The following is a 15,740-nucleotide window of genomic DNA, read 5'->3' as shown; positions in this document are numbered from 1 at the left end:
CAATAACTTTGCAAAATTTAAGCCATATACATCCCACCATTTACATGGATAGTTTGTCCTGTTATATACTTTGCATCTTCAGAAGCTAAGAAAGTTACTGCAGCTACGATATCTTTAGGTTCACCCATTTGGCCAGATGGTATTTTAGTAGTTATGAATGATTTTTGCTCATCTGTAAGTTTATTTGTCATATCTGTAGCTATAAAGCCAGGAGCAACAACGTTTACTGTAATATTGCGAGTTGCAACTTCATAAGCCAATGATTTTGAAAAGCCAATAACCCCAGCTTTAGCAGCACAGTAGTTTGTTTGTCCTGGGTTGCCAACAGAGCCTACCACAGATCCGATAGAAATTATTCTGCCCCATTTTTTTTTCATCATCCCTCTTACACATTCTTTTGACATGCGGAAAATAGAGCTTAAATTAGTGTTTATAACTGATTGCCACGCATCTTCTGACATTCTCATCATTAGATTATCACGAGTTATTCCAGCATTATTAACTAGAATATCTATAGCTAGATTCTCTGCTTTTAATTCAGCAAAGAGATTTTGAATACTTTCAATGTCAGAAATGTTTAGAACTAATCCTTTTGCTTTTAATCCTTTTTCTTTCATAGAATTTTCAAACTTTTCTGCAGAGCCTTGGCTAGTGGCTGTGCCTATTACCATAGCTCCTTTGTTAGCTATTGCTTGAGCAACTTCAAAACCAATTCCTCTGCTAGCTCCTGTAACAAGAGCAATCTTATCGTTTAAAGACATATATTATCTCCTTTTAAATATTTTCTAAACTATCGACACTACTTGTATCTTTGATAGTTAGTGATTTATCAATTCTCTTTACTAATCCAGATAAGACTTTATTAGGTCCACATTCAATAACTTCTATAACGCCAAGTTTAACTAATTCTTCTATTGATTGAGTCCATAATACAGGTTTATAAAGTTGCTTGATAACCGCACCCTTTATCTCTGTTGGTGTTTCATGTGACATCGCATCGAAGTTTTGTACTATATCAGTAGTAGGTTTTTTAAACTCGACATTGTTAAGATCTACTTCAAACTTATCTGCAGCAGCTTTCATAAGTGAGCAGTGCGAAGGTACACTTACAGCTAGAATTTGAGCTCTTTTAGCACCTTTTGATTTTGCTATTTCATTAGCTTTTTCTACAGCAGCTTTCTCACCTGATATTACTACTTGACCAGTCGAGTTGAAGTTGGCTGCTTCTACAACCCCTACATCAGATGCTTCTTGACAGCTGCTTATAGCATCTTCATTTGATAGTCCTAAGATTGCACTCATAGCACATTCTTTATCTGTAACGGCATTTTGCATTAACTTGCCGCGAGTTGATACTAGTTGTAGAGCATCTTTATATGAGATGCACTCAGCTGCTAGTAGAGCAGTGTATTCTCCTAGGCTATGACCAGCGAAATATTCTACTTTTAGCTCTGGCTTTTGCTCTTTTAATACTTTGTATATGGCATAACTTGTAGTAAGTAATGCCGGTTGAGTGAACTCGGTTTTATTTAAAGTTGACTCATCATTTTGTATTATGTCCCATAAATCGTAACCTAAGTGTGTCTTTGCCTCATCTACGATACTTCTAAAAGTCTCAAAATTTTCATAATAATCTTGAAGCATTCCTAGCTTTTGTGACCCTTGACCTGGGAAAACCACAGCTATTTTTGACATAATAATTCTCCTTTAAGATATTGAAGTAGCTTTCAAAAAAACGATTAAATTTTTGCGATAAATCCACCCCAGACGAAACCAGCTCCAAATGCTTCTGAGATAATAGTATCTCCAGGCTTGATTTGATTCGTTCTGACAGCATGGTCTAACGCTAATGGTATTGAGGCTGCTGATGTATTACCATGATCTTGAAGTGTTGTTACTACTTTTGACATTGGCATATCTATCTTTTTAGCAGTCGAATTTAATATTCTATAGTTTGCTTGATGTGGTACTAACCAGTCAATTTCACTAGCTTGTATCCCTGCTTCTTTAATCAGATCATCTGCAAGAGATGAAAGCCTTGAGACAGCGAATTTGAAAACTTTGTTTCCTTCCATAATTAGATATGAATCTATGTTTATAGTTTCTCCTCTTGAAGTAGGAAGGTTGTTGGGTACGTTAAGCATATCTAAACATGACCCGTCAGTATAAAGTAAAGAAGATATAATTTTTTTCTCTGGACTTGTTGAGATAACTACAGCTCCAGCGCCGTCACCAAAAAGCACACATGTCGAACGGTCACTCCAGTCTAGCACCCTAGTCATTTTCTCAGCGCCGACTACTAATATATTTTTTGATACGCCTGTTTCTATATATTGTTTTGCAATATCAAGAGCATACACAAAACCACTACAAGCTGCTGATATATCAAAACACCTAACATTAAAATGATCAATCTGTAAATTTTGATGCACCATGGATGCTGTCGATGGCATAATGAAATCTGGAGTGCTTGTGGCAACTATTATCATGTCAATATCATTAGCATTAATTTTAGCAGACTCTAGTGCCTTTTTTGCTGATTCTGTGGCCATGAAGCTTGTTGTTTCAGTTTCATTCGCGCAATGGCGTCTTTCTATACCAACTCTTTGTTTGATCCATTCATCTGAAGTATCAACAAACTTACTTATATCTTCATTGGTTAAGATTTTCTCAGGTAAGTAACTTCCTGTACCAAGTATTTGTGCAAACATTATATAGTTATACCTATTTAGTTAGATTAGTAACAAAAGTTATATCATAGGCAATCCTAAGAAAACCTACTGTCTAAAAACATTGTATCATGATTGGTAGAGATTAAAGAACTTTTTCTAATGATTCTTGAATAGTTTTAGGAATATTATGTTTGATTTCTTTTATAGCTTCATAAATAGCAGTTTCAAATGCATTTGCACTTGCGCTACCATGACTTTTGACGACAATACCTGTCAAACCTAGGAGTGATGCACCATTAAAGCTATCTAGGTTCATACCTTTTTTCATTTTTTTGAATAATGGCAAAGACATGATTACTGGTATTTTCATTAATAATGATGTTTCAGTGATAGCTTTTTTGATTAAAGATTCTATAAGTCTTAAGCTACCTTCCATAGTTTTTAAAGAGACGTTGCCAACAAAACCATCACATACAATTACATCTGTTGTATCATCAAAAATATGTTTTCCTTCAATATATCCCTGATAGTTAATGAAATCACAACCCTGTAATAACTTTGAAGCATTCTTGATATTGTCTAAGCCTTTCATTTCTTCTTCACCAATATTTAGTAAAGAGACTCTTGGCTCGGCTAAGCCTTTTGAGCTAGCAGCAAGTATCGATCCCATGATAGCAAATTGGAAAAGCTGTTCAGAAGAACAGACAACGTTAGCACCAAGATCAAGCATGTATGTTTTGCTGAGCTGCTTAGTGTCTCTATTAAATGCAGGTAATGCATATACTATGGCAGGGCGATCAACACCATTTACAGTTTTAAGGACAAATTTTGAAGTTGCCATTAACGCGCCGGTATTACCAGCACTTACACAAGCATCTACTGTCCCATCTTTGACAAGATTTATGGCTACGCGCATTGACGAGTCCTTCTTTTTTCTTACTGCTATTGAAGGAGACTCATCCATGCTAACTGTTTCGCTAGCGTGGTGAATAGCTATTCTCTGTAAGACTGGAAGTTTTATTTTTTTGACTTTTGAATATCTGTCTAAAGCTCTTTTGACTTTGTGATGATCTCCAACTAATACTATTTGTAAGTTGGAGTCTTTTTTTACTGCTTCAAGAGCTGCTGGGATAGTGGTATTTAAACCATTATCACCACCCATCGCATCTATAGATATTTTGTAACCCATAATAAATAAAACTTCCTATGTCGCTAATTGATATATTTGTAAATACTCACTAACCAAGGCATAAATATAGTGTGAGATGATTTTAAGATTTGACTGGAGTAAATATTAGTCTTCAGATTTTGTGTCTACTACTTTTTTACCCTTGTAAAATCCATTAGGTGACACGTGATGTCTCAAGTGTAACTCACCTGTAGATTTGTCAGTAGATAATGTTGGACCTGTTAAAGAATCGTGAGATCTTCTCATGTCTCTTTTTGATCTGCTTTTTTTAACTTGTTGTACAGCCATTTTAGATAACCTCTTTTATGTATTTTAAATTCTAAATGTCTTGTTACTTAAGTTTCTTGAGAATCTCGAAAGGATTCAGTTTTTCTTCAGTAACAGTTTCTTGCTCGCTATAGTATGAATGTTTTTTTGTTTTTTTACAAGAGCTAGCATCTTTTTTTGGTGCTAATGGTAGCTCTAGAAGTATTTCTTCTTTGATAATATCTTGTAAATCTATTAATGCGCTTTCGCAGATAAAAGGCTCGTGTAAGCTATCTTGAACTAGTCTATTATCCTCAGTGATTATTATGCTATTTGTAACTGTGATGGGATAGTCAAATGGCTCGAGAGAGTCTTGGCATATTAGTTTGATTGTGGCACTTATATTATACTTGATGCATGCGTGATTTTTCTCTTCAAAAAAAGAGAATGAGCAGTTAAATGAGTGTGTGGTGTTGGCTATGAGTACTGAGATGTTGCTTAAGTTCTCTATAGTTACTTGTATGTTTTCTAATTCTCTTTTTTGTTTTGCATAAATGCTATAGTTTATTTGGCTATGTTTGCCTTTCATACATTATGTTTTTATTATTGTATTGTGATACTATTCTATATACATTTCTTGTTTTATGAAAGTCTCTACTGTATCATCTTAATAGTTATATTTTTTTAAATTGATAACACAGTAAAAGGATCAAGTAATAATGTCTTTATCTATCCCTAGAGAATTTTCAAATGCTATAAGATTTTTATCTATCGACGCAACACTTAAAGCAAAGTCAGGACATCCAGGTATGCCTATGGGTATGGCCGATATCGCTACGGTTTTATGGACCAAGTTTCTTAAACATAATCCTCAAAATCCAAACTGGATAAATCGTGATAGATTTGTACTTTCAAATGGCCATGGTTCTATGCTTTTGTACTCTTTATTACACCTTAGTGGTTATGATTTAAGCATTGATGATATTAAAAAATTTAGACAATTTCATTCTAAAACTCCAGGGCATCCTGAATATGGTTATGCGCCTGGAGTAGAGACTACAACAGGACCTCTTGGTCAAGGTGTGGCTAATGCTGTTGGTATGGCATTGGGTGAAAAGTTATTGTCAGATAGATACAATGCGCCTGACTTAAAAGTAATGGATCATCATACTTATGTGTTTTTGGGAGATGGATGTCTAATGGAGGGTGTATCTCATGAAGCGTGTTCATTAGCAGGTACCTTAGGTTTAAATAAGCTAATAGCATTTTGGGATGATAATAGTATTTCTATAGATGGGGATACAAAAGGCTGGTTTACTGACAATACAGTCGAGAGATTCAAAGCTTATGGTTGGAATGTGATTGAGGATGTGGATGGTCATAATTTTGAGGCTATCGAAAAAGCTATAGCTAAAGCACAAACTGAGCAAAATAAACCAACTTTGATTTGTTGTAAAACGATTATAGGATTTGGTTCTCCAGAAAATGCTGGTACTGCATCTGTACATGGCTCGCCTTTGAATGAACAAGAAAGAGCCTCAGCTGCAAAAGAGCTTGATTGGAATTATGCTCCTTTTGAAATTCCTAATGATGTATACAAGTACTGGGATGCTAAAGAAAAAGGACAAGCTTTAGAAGCAAATTGGCAGAAGAAATATGATTTATATAAGAATAATCCTAAGTTTGAAGAATTTGATAGAGTGCTGAAAAAACAGTTGCCTGCAAACCTTGAACAAGAAGTTGATCAATATATTACTTCACAATTAGCGAATCCTGTAAAAGTGGCTACGCGTAAAGCATCGCAGATGGCTTTAGAAGTGTTGTGCAAGAATATGCCAGAAATGTTTGGTGGTTCAGCGGATTTAACGGGATCAAATAATACAAATTGGAGTGGCTCAATTTGGTTGAACAATACTGATAAAGGAGCTAACTATCTTTCTTATGGTGTGAGAGAGTTTGGTATGGCTGCTATCATGAATGGCTTAAGTTTATACGGTGGTTTAAAGCCATACGGAGGTACATTCTTGGTGTTCAGTGATTATTCTAGAAATGCTATTAGAATGTCAGCACTTATGAAGCAACCGGTCGTACATGTAATGTCACATGACTCAATTGGTCTTGGAGAAGATGGACCTACTCATCAACCTGTAGAACACGTACCTAGTTTAAGATTAATACCAAACTTAAATGTTTGGAGACCAGCAGATACTATTGAAACGATGGTTGCTTGGAATGAAGCGGTTAAGTCTAATGAGACTCCAAGTGTTATGGTACTAACGCGTCAAGGTTTAGAGCCTGTGATTCAAACTAAAGAACAAGTTTCTGATATCGTGAAAGGTGGGTATTTAGTCAGAAATAATAATGATGCTAGATTAACTATTGTATCTACTGGTTCAGAAGTCGAGCTAGCAATTAAAGTGGCAAAAGAATATGATGACAAAGGAATAAAAGTTAATGTCGCTTCTATTCCATGTGTTGACGTTTTTGATACTCAAACTCAAGAGTATAAAAAAGCAGTAATCAAAGATGATATCCCAGCAATTTTTGTTGAGATGGCTCAGCCTGATGGATGGTATAAGTATATGCCTAAAGCTGGTGGTGAAGTAAAAGGGATTTGTAGTTTTGGTGAATCCGCGCCAGCTGAGGATTTATTTAAGCATTTTGGTTTTACTGTAGAGAATATCAGCAACATAGTTGCTAAATATGTGTAATAAACTTTTGAAAGATAATATCTTAAGGAGATTAAAATGAGATTTGCAATTAATGGTTTCGGTAGAATTGGTCGTTTAGCTTTTCGTCAAATGTTTGACAAATCTGGTATAGAAATTGTTGCAATCAATGATTTAACAAATCCAAAAATGTTAGCACATTTATTAAAATATGATTCTGCTCAAGGTAGATTTTCAAAAGCAGCTGTTACAACTGCAAAAGATGATGCTATCGTTGTGGATGGTAAAGAAATTAAAATATATGCTGAAAAAGATGCGGCTAATTTGCCTTGGGGTGAATTGAAAGTAGATCTAGTATTAGAATGTACAGGTTTTTATGTATCAAAAGCAAAATCACAAGCTCATATTGATGCGGGTGCTAAAAAAGTAGTTATTTCAGCTCCTGCTGGTAATGATTTACCAACAGTAGTTTTTGGTGTTAACCATGATATATTAACTGCGGATGAGAAAATCATTTCAGCAGCTTCTTGTACAACTAACTGTTTAGCTCCTATGGCTAAAGGTCTTCATGATTTGGCAACAATTGAAAGTGGTTTTATGACAACTATTCATGCTTATACGGGTGATCAAAATACTTTAGATGCACCTCATGCTAAAAATGACTTCCGTCGTGCAAGAGCTGCAGCTGTAAATATTGTACCTAACTCAACTGGTGCTGCTAAAGCTATTGGTCTAGTAATTCCTGAACTTGCAGGTAAGTTAGATGGGGCTGCTCAACGTGTTCCTGTTCCTACTGGGTCATTAACAGAATTAGTTGCTGTAGTATCTAAGAGTGTAACAGCTAAAGATGTAAATGCTGCAATGAAAGCAGCTGCTAATGAATCTTTTGGTTATACAGAAGAAGAGTTAGTATCTAGTGATATCGTAGGAATTTCTGAAGGATCATTATTTGATGCAACTCAAACTAAAGTTACTTCACTTGGAGATAAGTCTCTAGTTAAAGTTGTATCTTGGTATGACAATGAAATGTCATATACAAATCAAATGGTAAGAGTAGTAGAGTACTTTGGAGCTCTGTAAACACTTATAGGTGGTATAAATGTGTTTTCTAACATTAAAAGACGTTGATCTTAAAAATAAGAAAGTCTTAGTTCGAGTTGACTTTAATGTGCCTGTCAAAGATGGCAAGGTTACAAGCAAAGTCAGGATAGAGGCGGCTACTCCAACCATTCAGTATATTTTAGATCAAGGTGGAGCTGTGATTTTAATGTCTCATCTTGGTCGCCCTACAGAAGGCGAGTATGACTCTCAGTTTTCACTTGAACCTGTTGCTGAAGCATTATCCCAAATCATCAAAAAACCTGTTAGATTTGCTAAAGATTGGCTAAATGGTGTTGATGCTAAAGCTGGTGAAATTGTTATGTGCGATAATGTACGTTTCAATAAAGGTGAGAAAAATTCTGACGATGAGCTATCAAAAAAAATAGCAAGTCTTGGTGATGTGTTTGTTATGGATGCATTTGCTACAGCTCATAGAGCTCAAGCATCGACTTATGGAGTAGCTAAGTATGTGCCTGTATCGTGTGCAGGCCTACTTTTAGCTAATGAAATCAAAGCACTAGAAAAAGCTTTGAAGGTTCCTAAGAAACCAGTGGCTGCTATAGTCAGTGGATCTAAAGTTTCAACAAAGTTATCTGTTTTACACAATCTTCTTGATAAGGTTGAGATTCTTATTGTTGGTGGAGGTATTGCAAACACTTTCATAAAAGCTGAAGGATTTAATATTGGTAATTCACTATATGAGGAAGACCTTGTTGGTGAAGCTAAAGATATCTTAGCAAAAGCGAAAGAGTTTGGTGTAAACATACCTGTACCAGTAGATGTAAGTGTTGCAAAAGAGTTTAGTGAAAATGCCGTTGCAGTAGTTAAAGATGTGGCTGATGTTGCTGATGATGAAATGATACTAGATATAGGTCCGAAGTCTGAAAGAAATATTGCAGAGCTTTTAAAATCTGCTAACACTATTCTATGGAATGGTCCTGTAGGAGTGTTTGAATTTGATAATTTTGCAGAAGGTACAAAAGCTCTATCTTTAGCGATAGCAGAGTCAGATGCTTTTTCTGTTGCTGGTGGTGGCGATACTATAGCAGCGATTGAGAAATTTGATATTAAGGATAAAGTATCTTACATATCAACTGCTGGCGGAGCATTTTTAGAGTTTCTTGAAGGTAAGAAACTACCCGCTGTAGAAATATTGAAAGAGAAAGCAACTATATAGCTGTAGGTTATTTATATGAGAAGAACGAAAATTTTAGCTACTCTTGGTCCTGCTAGTGAATCTAGAGAAGCGTTAACAGAGATGATTAAAGCAGGTGTTAATGCGGTACGATGTAATTTTTCGCATGGATCTGCTGAAGATCATCGTAAAAGAGTTGATCTGATACGTCAAATAGCAAAAGAGCAAGATACTTACGTTGGTATTTTGGCGGATTTACAAGGTCCAAAAATAAGACTATCGAAGTTCAGAAATGGTTCAGTGATAATCAAGAAATGTCAAAAATTTACACTTGATGCAGATCTTGGTATTGAAGATGGTGATGAAAATTCAGTTGGTATTGACTATAAAGAGCTTATTCAGGACGTTAAGAAGGGCGATATACTATTAGTTGATGATGGTAAAATTGTTCTAGAAGTTGATTCTGTTAAAGGTAACAAAGCGGTAACAAAAGTTGTTATCGGAGGTAAAGTTTCCAATAATAAAGGAATCAATAAAAAAGGTGGTGGTCTAACAGCACCTGCTTTAACAGATAAAGATAAGCAAGATATCAAGGTAGCAGCAATGCTTCAGGTAGATTTCTTAGCTGTTTCATTTGTTAGAGATGGCAAAGATATGGAATATGCTCGTCAGCTTGTAAATGAGGCTGGTTGGAAGCCTGCAATGGTTGCTAAAATTGAGCGAGCAGAGGCAGTATTAGAAGATAATTTGAAAAGTATAGTAGATGCTTCAGATCTTGTGATGGTTGCTCGAGGTGATTTAGCAGTTGAAATTGGCGATGAAAATGTTCCAACTGTACAAAAGCTAATTATTAGTACAGCTAGAAGAAATGAGAAGGGTTCTATTACTGCTACTCAAATGATGGAATCAATGATTGAAAACTCATCTCCAACTCGTGCTGAAGCATCTGATGTGGCAAATGCTGTATTTGATGGTACGGATGCTGTGATGCTATCAGCTGAAACAGCAGTCGGTAAGTATCCTGTTGAAACTATCTCTGCTATGTCAAGAATTTGTGAATCTGCAGAGAGAAGCAAATATACACATATTACTAAAAAACAGAAAATTGCTGATTGTGATAGAGCTGATCATGCTGTTTCAGTTGCGGCTGTTAAAATTGCCAATGATATTGGTGCTAAAGGTTTAATAGTATTGACAGAAGGTGGAAATACTTCGCGTTGGATGTCACGTGTAAATTCTGAGCTACCCATCTATGCACTATCACGTAATTCTACAACTCTGGGAGCAATGACATTGTTTAGAGGAGTTGTTCCTTTGTATTTTGACTCTACTAGAATGTCTAAGTTATATGTTAATAGATCAGCTTCTATGGAGTTGGAAAGCAGAGGCTTGACCAAGGATGGCGACATTCTTGTTTTGACAAGTGGTGATAGTATGGGTGTACATGGAAGTACTAATAAAATTAAAGTAATAATTGCAGGTCAAGTAAGATAAGGAGATAAACATGGCTTTAGTTTCATTGCGTCAACTATTGGATCATGCTGCAGAGCATGGTTATGGGTTGCCAGCGTTTAATGTAAATAATCTTGAGCAAGTAAGAGCTGTTATGGAAGCTGCTGATAAAGTTAATTCACCAGTTATTCTACAAGGTTCTGCGGGTGCAAGAAAGTATGCAGGAGCTCCGTTTATTAGACATTTAGTTCTTGCAGCGATTGAAGAGTATCCTCATATTCCAGTTTGTATGCACCAAGATCATGGTACATCTCTATCTGTTTGCCAAAGATCTATTCAATTAGGTTTTTCATCTGTAATGATGGATGGTTCTTTAAAGTCGGATGGTAAGACTCCTTCTGATTATGAGTATAATGTCAATGTTACAAAAACTGTTTCTGATATAGCTCACGCTTGTGGTGTATCAGTTGAAGGTGAGCTTGGATGTCTTGGTTCATTAGAAACAGGACAGGCAGGAGAAGAAGATGGTGTTGGTGCTGAGGGTACTCTTTTTATGGATCAAATGCTTACAGATCCAGAAGAAGCTGCGGATTTTGTTAAGAAAACAAAAGTAGATGCTTTAGCAATTGCTATAGGTACTTCTCATGGAGCTTATAAGTTTACTAAGCCACCTACAGGTGATGTACTATCTATTAAGAGAGTAAAAGAAATTCATGCAAGAATTCCTGATACTCACTTAGTAATGCATGGCTCATCTTCAGTACCTCAAGATTGGTTAGAAGTAATCAATACTTATGGTGGAGCTATGGGTGAGACTTATGGTGTGCCAGTAGAAGAAATCGTTGAAGCAATCAAGTATGGTGTGCGTAAGGTAAATATTGATACTGATTTACGCATGGCTGCTACTGGTGCGATTAGAAGATTTATGGCAGAAAATCCTGCTGAATTCGATCCACGTAAATATAATGCTGTAGCAAAAGTAGCTATGTCAGAAATCTGTCAAGCTAGATATGAAGCATTTGGTAGTGCTGGTATGGCAAGTAAAATTAAACCAATTTCGCTTGAAACAATGTTTCAACGTTATGAAAGTGGCGAACTTGATCCAATCGTGAAATAATATTTCTTTCTAATTTTTATATTTCCAGCCAGAATTTTTTTAGTTAATCACATGAATTTAGCTTGATATTCTTAATGGTTTAAGAATGTTAAGATTTTGCATACTCATAATTTATATATTTTGACAAAGTTTGCAACTACTCCATTTGTCTAACCAAAGCCATCTTGTACTATATACTCGCCACCACCAGCATTTGCTTTAGGATTGACTACATCATACTTTTCACGGATCTTTCCAGTTTCTTTAAATTTTTTATTAATTGTATTTACAAATCTTTTAGCAATGGTTTCAGCAAGCTTATCAAAGCCATAATTTCTTAAACCTATAACAGCTTCAAAATGTAGTGACGCCCAGCCATTTAGAGAATCTCATTGTTGAGAAGAAGTATTTAAAGTTGTAGTATAAGTCCATGGTCTGTTAAAAATTGATTTTCTATAATCTTGGCTACCTTTTGAGCTTGTTCTTGAGTAGCTATATTTAAGAATAGTGGCGTCACCCCTGCTAAGCTTGTAATGTTAGTCATTATATTTGTCTTACTATTTAAATCATAAAAAAATCTTTTCCATTATCCCAAAAAGTATTTTGAATAAGTTTTTTCTTTTTTCAGCTAACTCTAAATATTTAGATGCTTTTTCTTGTTCTAAAACTTCAGCAAACCATTTACCTAATAAACTCTTTAATCCATATAGATAGCTATTTAAATCAATAGGTAGAGTATCTATTGTTTGAATAGTACTAAAATTATTTGTAATAGCGAACCAACGACTAGAAAAATCCCATCCAGACTCACAAGCTGCACGGATGTTACGATAGAAGTCTGGTTTGTTTGTTATATTTTGCGCGTGCTCAATATCTTCGCGATATGATTCTGATCTAGGGGTAGCAGGCTCATCCCAATATCTATTTAAACCATTTACATTTCTTTGTGTATTCATCCAAAATGAATATTCTTTTTCTAAGGTTGGTAAATATTTTTCAATAGTAGAAATACCTAGTTCTTGATATAAGATATCTACAGTTAAGTAAAATAGAGGTGGTTGAGAGCGAGTTAGATAGTATTTTCTATTTGCATTTGGTACAAAGCCAACAGTATCTATCAAATATGCAAAGTTATCTGCAATATCTTTAATCATCTGTATTTCACCATCAACTCGTAAACCTTCACAAGTAAAATAGTAGTCCCAATAATAAACTTCTCTAAACCTACCGCCTGGAATTATATAAGACTTTGGTAATGGTATAAGAGAACTTAGAGAATTTTGTTTGTTAGATGATTGATGTAAAAAATGCCACATTTGCTTAATATACAATGATAGAGATAATTCTTTACTGTTATCAAAAGTTTTTTCTGATACTGGAGGGTAAAAGTTACTTTCAACAAAAGCTTTAAGATTAAAATCATCAGAATTTTGAGCTTTTTGTAATCATTTAAAATATCTTGAGAAGATCTTTTAGGAGTCATATCAACAAAGTACTTTGAGTCATTAAAACATGGTTTTAATTGAACTGCTTCAAAAAGTTCACCAGATAGTTGTATTAGTTGTTCTTGATTATTAGACATAATTATTTATTCCGATGAAGTTTGGCATAAGGAGGTATTAATAGTACTAAAAGTGCTATAGGTATAAGTACGTAGTAAAATGCAGTTACACCGCCAAAGTGAGCAAATATTTCACTGATTATTCTAGAACCAATAGTACCCACCTAAAGCAGAGAATATGATTATCAAACCAGCCATAGCACTTTGTAAGTTTTCAGGTTGGCTACTAAGAATACTTGAACATAATGTTGGATATATTGGGGCCATGAAAAAACCAATCATAGGAAACAGTAATGCTATAATTATAGCCATAGAAGAATCTGTTTGATTAGGGTTTATTAGTTTAGATAATTGTAAAGTTGATACTATTAATATTCCACAGCATATAAGACCTATGATAATAATTTTTTCCAGTCAACTTTCTTCATAATAAAATCAAAAGTGATCCTTCCAGCAGCAATACTTAAGGCAAAAACACTGGCCATAAAAACACTAGTGGAAGCTGATAAGTTAAGAACTTTAGTATTAAAAGTAGGTAGCCAAGATTGTACACCTTGCTCTATAAATACATAAAAAATACACTAATTATAAATAACATCACAATAGGTAGTTTTATGAGCTTTAGCATACTTAGAGTATCTGTTAAAAAATTTGAACTTTTAGATGTTTGTACTGCTGATTCATCAAATTTAGTGAATAAAAGTAGTAAAAATGCAACCAAGCATAAGCCAGCTAATAACCAGTATGTGTCAAGCCAGTTACCAAAGTGAATAAATATGCTAAATACAAAAAAGCATAGTACAACACCTATCTGAAAGACCCCTTCTAATAAACTCATTAAACTAGCATGTGCTTTTGAGTCATCTGTGATTAGACCAACAGTTGAATATACAGAAACTTTTATTAGAGCGAAAGCGACACCTATTAGAATAAATAGTATTTTAGCTGTTAAAAAGCTATCTAAAGTAGCCATAGCAATATATCCTGTAGCAATAATTGCTAGTCCTAAAAGCATAGCATTCTTATAACTAAATCTTGGAATAAATGAGCAAATGGCAAATGAAACTATTGCTATAGTAAGATCTTTATATGCCTCAAGAATACTTGCTTGGACTTCTGTGACTTGATAGTGAGTAACTGATTGTAGAATCACAATACCAACACTATTAAGTAAAATAGCGCTAATAAAGAAAATGAGAAATAGCGAAAGTTTAAGTTGAAAATATCTCATACGATTAACAAAAAATTGTTTCTAACTTTAGGATAAACAAAGTTATATGTGTAAACAAGTCTAAGAAAGAGTAATTCTAAAAAGAACTAGGACTTCAAAAATTGAAATAATCAGTGTTTGTTAATTAGCTAGTGGGTTATAATAAAATTAATATTTTACTATTGGGCTAGCAGAGATGGATGAGTATAAATACTGTATTGGGATTATGTCTGGAACTTCGCTAGATGGAATTGATGTGGCTTTATGCAAGATTCGAGGATATGGATTAGCTACGGATATTAAATTAGTTAATTTTGAAACATATCCATATTCAGAAGGTTTATTAAATGATATTAAGCAGTCTTTAGATTTAACAAGAAGTAATGCTCAGTTATTATGTAATCTTAATTTTAAGCTTGGAATTGAATATGCTAATGCAGTAAAAAAATTAGTAACTGTAAGTAACCTAGAATTAGAAGATATCGCGTTCATAGCTAGTCATGGGCAGACTATATATCACCAAGCAAAAAATGAGGATGGTTTTATTAAATCATCATTACAGTTAGGAGATGCTGCGACGATAGCTTACGAATGTCGAACAACAGTTGTGTCAAATTTCAGAGCCGGAGATATCGCAGCTGGAGGAGATGGAGCACCTTTGGTACCTTATGTGGATTATATCCTTTATAGTGATAAAAATAAGTCGCGTGCTCTACATAATATTGGTGGAATAGCTAATACTACAATTATCCCTAAAAATCCAAATATTAATGATATATATGCATTTGATACTGGCCCAGGGAATATGATGATAAATAGAGCAATGGAAGTTTTGTTTAATCGAGATTATGATAAAGATGGTGAAATAGCAGCCTCTAGTATAGTTATTGTAGATATGTTGCAAGAGCTTTTACAAAATCCATATTTAGCTCTCAAGCCACCAAAGTCAACAGGTAGAGAGCTTTTTGGTATTGAATATACGGATTATATTCTTGATAAATATAAGCAAAGCAATCCTAAAGATATAGTTCATACGCTAACTATATTTACAGCAGAGAGTATAATAAAGGCTTATAGAGATTTTGTATTTGATAAAGTTAAGCTTGATCAAATAATTTTCACTGGGGGTGGTGCGTATAATAAGTTTCTGATAAAAACTATTAAAAAATTAGTCAAAACTGAAGTCTTAACATTTGAATATATTGGGCATAATAGTGACGCAAAAGAAGCCATAGCCTTTGCTGTACTAGGAAATGAAACTCTTAACCATAGCTATAATAATCTCCCATCGGCAACAGGTGCAAAAGATAGAGTGATATTGGGGCAGGTTAACATCTATTAGAAGTGCTGTAAAATAATTTGATTAGTATCAAGGTTCATGTAAGAATGACAAAAATAGATGTTTTGTT

General features: G+C 34.5%; 14 protein-coding genes and 1 pseudogene. 6 read left to right on the top strand and 9 right to left on the bottom strand.

Annotated features, from left to right (window positions below; all coding sequences use genetic code 11):
* Positions 1 to 17: 17 nt before the first annotated feature.
* The 6 genes from fabG to FNO12_RS06875 form a co-directional block, all read right to left on the bottom strand.
* Entirely contained in the window at positions 18 to 761 is a 744-nt protein-coding gene (fabG, locus tag FNO12_RS06900) for a 3-oxoacyl-ACP reductase FabG (RefSeq protein ID WP_014714917.1), read from the bottom strand.
* A gap of 13 nt (positions 762 to 774) precedes the next feature.
* On the bottom strand, positions 775 to 1,695 hold the full coding sequence (gene fabD / locus FNO12_RS06895; RefSeq protein ID WP_014714918.1) for an ACP S-malonyltransferase: 921 nt from the start codon (positions 1,693 to 1,695) through the stop codon (positions 775 to 777).
* Between the two features lie 44 nt (positions 1,696 to 1,739).
* Positions 1,740 to 2,711 carry a beta-ketoacyl-ACP synthase III gene (locus FNO12_RS06890; protein WP_014714919.1) on the bottom strand — a complete coding sequence of 324 codons (972 nt, stop codon included), beginning with the start codon at positions 2,709 to 2,711 and terminating at the stop codon, positions 1,740 to 1,742.
* A 103-nt stretch (positions 2,712 to 2,814) separates the two neighbouring features.
* A complete protein-coding gene (gene plsX / locus FNO12_RS06885) occupies positions 2,815 to 3,861 on the bottom strand; it encodes a phosphate acyltransferase PlsX (RefSeq protein WP_014714920.1) in 1,047 nt (348 codons plus the stop codon).
* 105 nt (positions 3,862 to 3,966) lie between these two features.
* Positions 3,967 to 4,149 (bottom strand): 50S ribosomal protein L32, encoded by a 183-nt coding sequence (gene rpmF, locus FNO12_RS06880; RefSeq protein WP_004287375.1) that lies wholly within the window; start codon positions 4,147 to 4,149, stop codon positions 3,967 to 3,969.
* 43 nt (positions 4,150 to 4,192) lie between these two features.
* Positions 4,193 to 4,696 carry a YceD family protein gene (locus tag FNO12_RS06875; protein ID WP_014714921.1) on the bottom strand — a complete coding sequence of 168 codons (504 nt, stop codon included), beginning with the start codon at positions 4,694 to 4,696 and terminating at the stop codon, positions 4,193 to 4,195.
* A gap of 130 nt (positions 4,697 to 4,826) precedes the next feature.
* Here FNO12_RS06875 and tkt point away from each other — a divergent pair, with 130 nt between their 5' ends.
* From tkt to fba, 5 genes are read left to right on the top strand one after another with little or no spacing between them, the layout of a single operon-like run.
* Positions 4,827 to 6,818, top strand: a complete 1,992-nt coding sequence (gene tkt, locus FNO12_RS06870; RefSeq protein WP_014714922.1) for a transketolase — start codon at positions 4,827 to 4,829, stop codon at positions 6,816 to 6,818.
* A gap of 36 nt (positions 6,819 to 6,854) precedes the next feature.
* On the top strand, positions 6,855 to 7,856 hold the full coding sequence (gap, locus tag FNO12_RS06865) for a type I glyceraldehyde-3-phosphate dehydrogenase (RefSeq protein WP_014714923.1): 1,002 nt from the start codon (positions 6,855 to 6,857) through the stop codon (positions 7,854 to 7,856).
* A gap of 19 nt (positions 7,857 to 7,875) precedes the next feature.
* Positions 7,876 to 9,054 carry a phosphoglycerate kinase gene (locus FNO12_RS06860; RefSeq protein WP_030005704.1) on the top strand — a complete coding sequence of 393 codons (1,179 nt, stop codon included), beginning with the start codon at positions 7,876 to 7,878 and terminating at the stop codon, positions 9,052 to 9,054.
* Positions 9,055 to 9,069: 15 nt separating this feature from the next.
* Positions 9,070 to 10,506, top strand: coding sequence for a pyruvate kinase (gene pyk / locus FNO12_RS06855; RefSeq protein WP_048349218.1), 1,437 nt, complete (start codon positions 9,070 to 9,072; stop codon positions 10,504 to 10,506).
* Positions 10,507 to 10,516: 10 nt separating this feature from the next.
* A complete protein-coding gene (gene fba / locus FNO12_RS06850; protein ID WP_014714925.1) occupies positions 10,517 to 11,581 on the top strand; it encodes a class II fructose-bisphosphate aldolase in 1,065 nt (354 codons plus the stop codon).
* Between the two features lie 149 nt (positions 11,582 to 11,730).
* On the opposite strand, the pseudogene FNO12_RS11600 reads toward fba, so the two are convergent.
* The 3 genes and pseudogenes from FNO12_RS11600 to FNO12_RS10960 form a co-directional block, all read right to left on the bottom strand.
* Positions 11,731 to 13,142: pseudogene (locus FNO12_RS11600) on the bottom strand (trehalase family glycosidase).
* Positions 13,143 to 13,265: 123 nt separating this feature from the next.
* A complete protein-coding gene (locus FNO12_RS10965; RefSeq protein WP_014714926.1) occupies positions 13,266 to 13,433 on the bottom strand; it encodes a hypothetical protein in 168 nt (55 codons plus the stop codon).
* A 247-nt stretch (positions 13,434 to 13,680) separates the two neighbouring features.
* Positions 13,681 to 14,352 carry an MFS transporter gene (locus FNO12_RS10960; protein ID WP_014714927.1) on the bottom strand — a complete coding sequence of 224 codons (672 nt, stop codon included), beginning with the start codon at positions 14,350 to 14,352 and terminating at the stop codon, positions 13,681 to 13,683.
* 175 nt (positions 14,353 to 14,527) lie between these two features.
* Between FNO12_RS10960 and anmK the strand changes: the two genes are divergently transcribed.
* On the top strand, positions 14,528 to 15,673 hold the full coding sequence (gene anmK, locus FNO12_RS06835) for an anhydro-N-acetylmuramic acid kinase AnmK (protein WP_014714928.1): 1,146 nt from the start codon (positions 14,528 to 14,530) through the stop codon (positions 15,671 to 15,673).
* Positions 15,674 to 15,740: the final 67 nt, after the last annotated feature.

The sequence above is a fragment of the Francisella orientalis FNO12 genome, from assembly GCF_001042525.2.
Classification (GTDB): domain Bacteria; phylum Pseudomonadota; class Gammaproteobacteria; order Francisellales; family Francisellaceae; genus Francisella; species Francisella orientalis.
The sequence above is the reverse complement of the archived record's forward strand: the minus strand, read 5'-3'. Positions and strand labels throughout refer to the sequence as shown.

Coding starts and splice junctions, on each gene's coding strand:
- FNO12_RS10960 (WP_014714927.1), bottom strand. CDS start 14,352: ATGAGATATTTTCAACTTAAACTTTCGCTATTTCTCATTTTCTTTATT.
- gap (WP_014714923.1), top strand. CDS start 6,855: ATGAGATTTGCAATTAATGGTTTCGGTAGAATTGGTCGTTTAGCTTTT.
- plsX (WP_014714920.1), bottom strand. CDS start 3,861: ATGGGTTACAAAATATCTATAGATGCGATGGGTGGTGATAATGGTTTA.
- fabG (WP_014714917.1), bottom strand. CDS start 761: ATGTCTTTAAACGATAAGATTGCTCTTGTTACAGGAGCTAGCAGAGGA.
- FNO12_RS06890 (WP_014714919.1), bottom strand. CDS start 2,711: ATGTTTGCACAAATACTTGGTACAGGAAGTTACTTACCTGAGAAAATC.
- fabD (WP_014714918.1), bottom strand. CDS start 1,695: ATGTCAAAAATAGCTGTGGTTTTCCCAGGTCAAGGGTCACAAAAGCTA.
- tkt (WP_014714922.1), top strand. CDS start 4,827: ATGTCTTTATCTATCCCTAGAGAATTTTCAAATGCTATAAGATTTTTA.
- FNO12_RS10965 (WP_014714926.1), bottom strand. CDS start 13,433: ATGGCTATAATTATAGCATTACTGTTTCCTATGATTGGTTTTTTCATG.
- FNO12_RS06875 (WP_014714921.1), bottom strand. CDS start 4,696: ATGAAAGGCAAACATAGCCAAATAAACTATAGCATTTATGCAAAACAA.
- fba (WP_014714925.1), top strand. CDS start 10,517: ATGGCTTTAGTTTCATTGCGTCAACTATTGGATCATGCTGCAGAGCAT.
- pyk (WP_048349218.1), top strand. CDS start 9,070: ATGAGAAGAACGAAAATTTTAGCTACTCTTGGTCCTGCTAGTGAATCT.
- anmK (WP_014714928.1), top strand. CDS start 14,528: ATGGATGAGTATAAATACTGTATTGGGATTATGTCTGGAACTTCGCTA.
- FNO12_RS06860 (WP_030005704.1), top strand. CDS start 7,876: ATGTGTTTTCTAACATTAAAAGACGTTGATCTTAAAAATAAGAAAGTC.
- rpmF (WP_004287375.1), bottom strand. CDS start 4,149: ATGGCTGTACAACAAGTTAAAAAAAGCAGATCAAAAAGAGACATGAGA.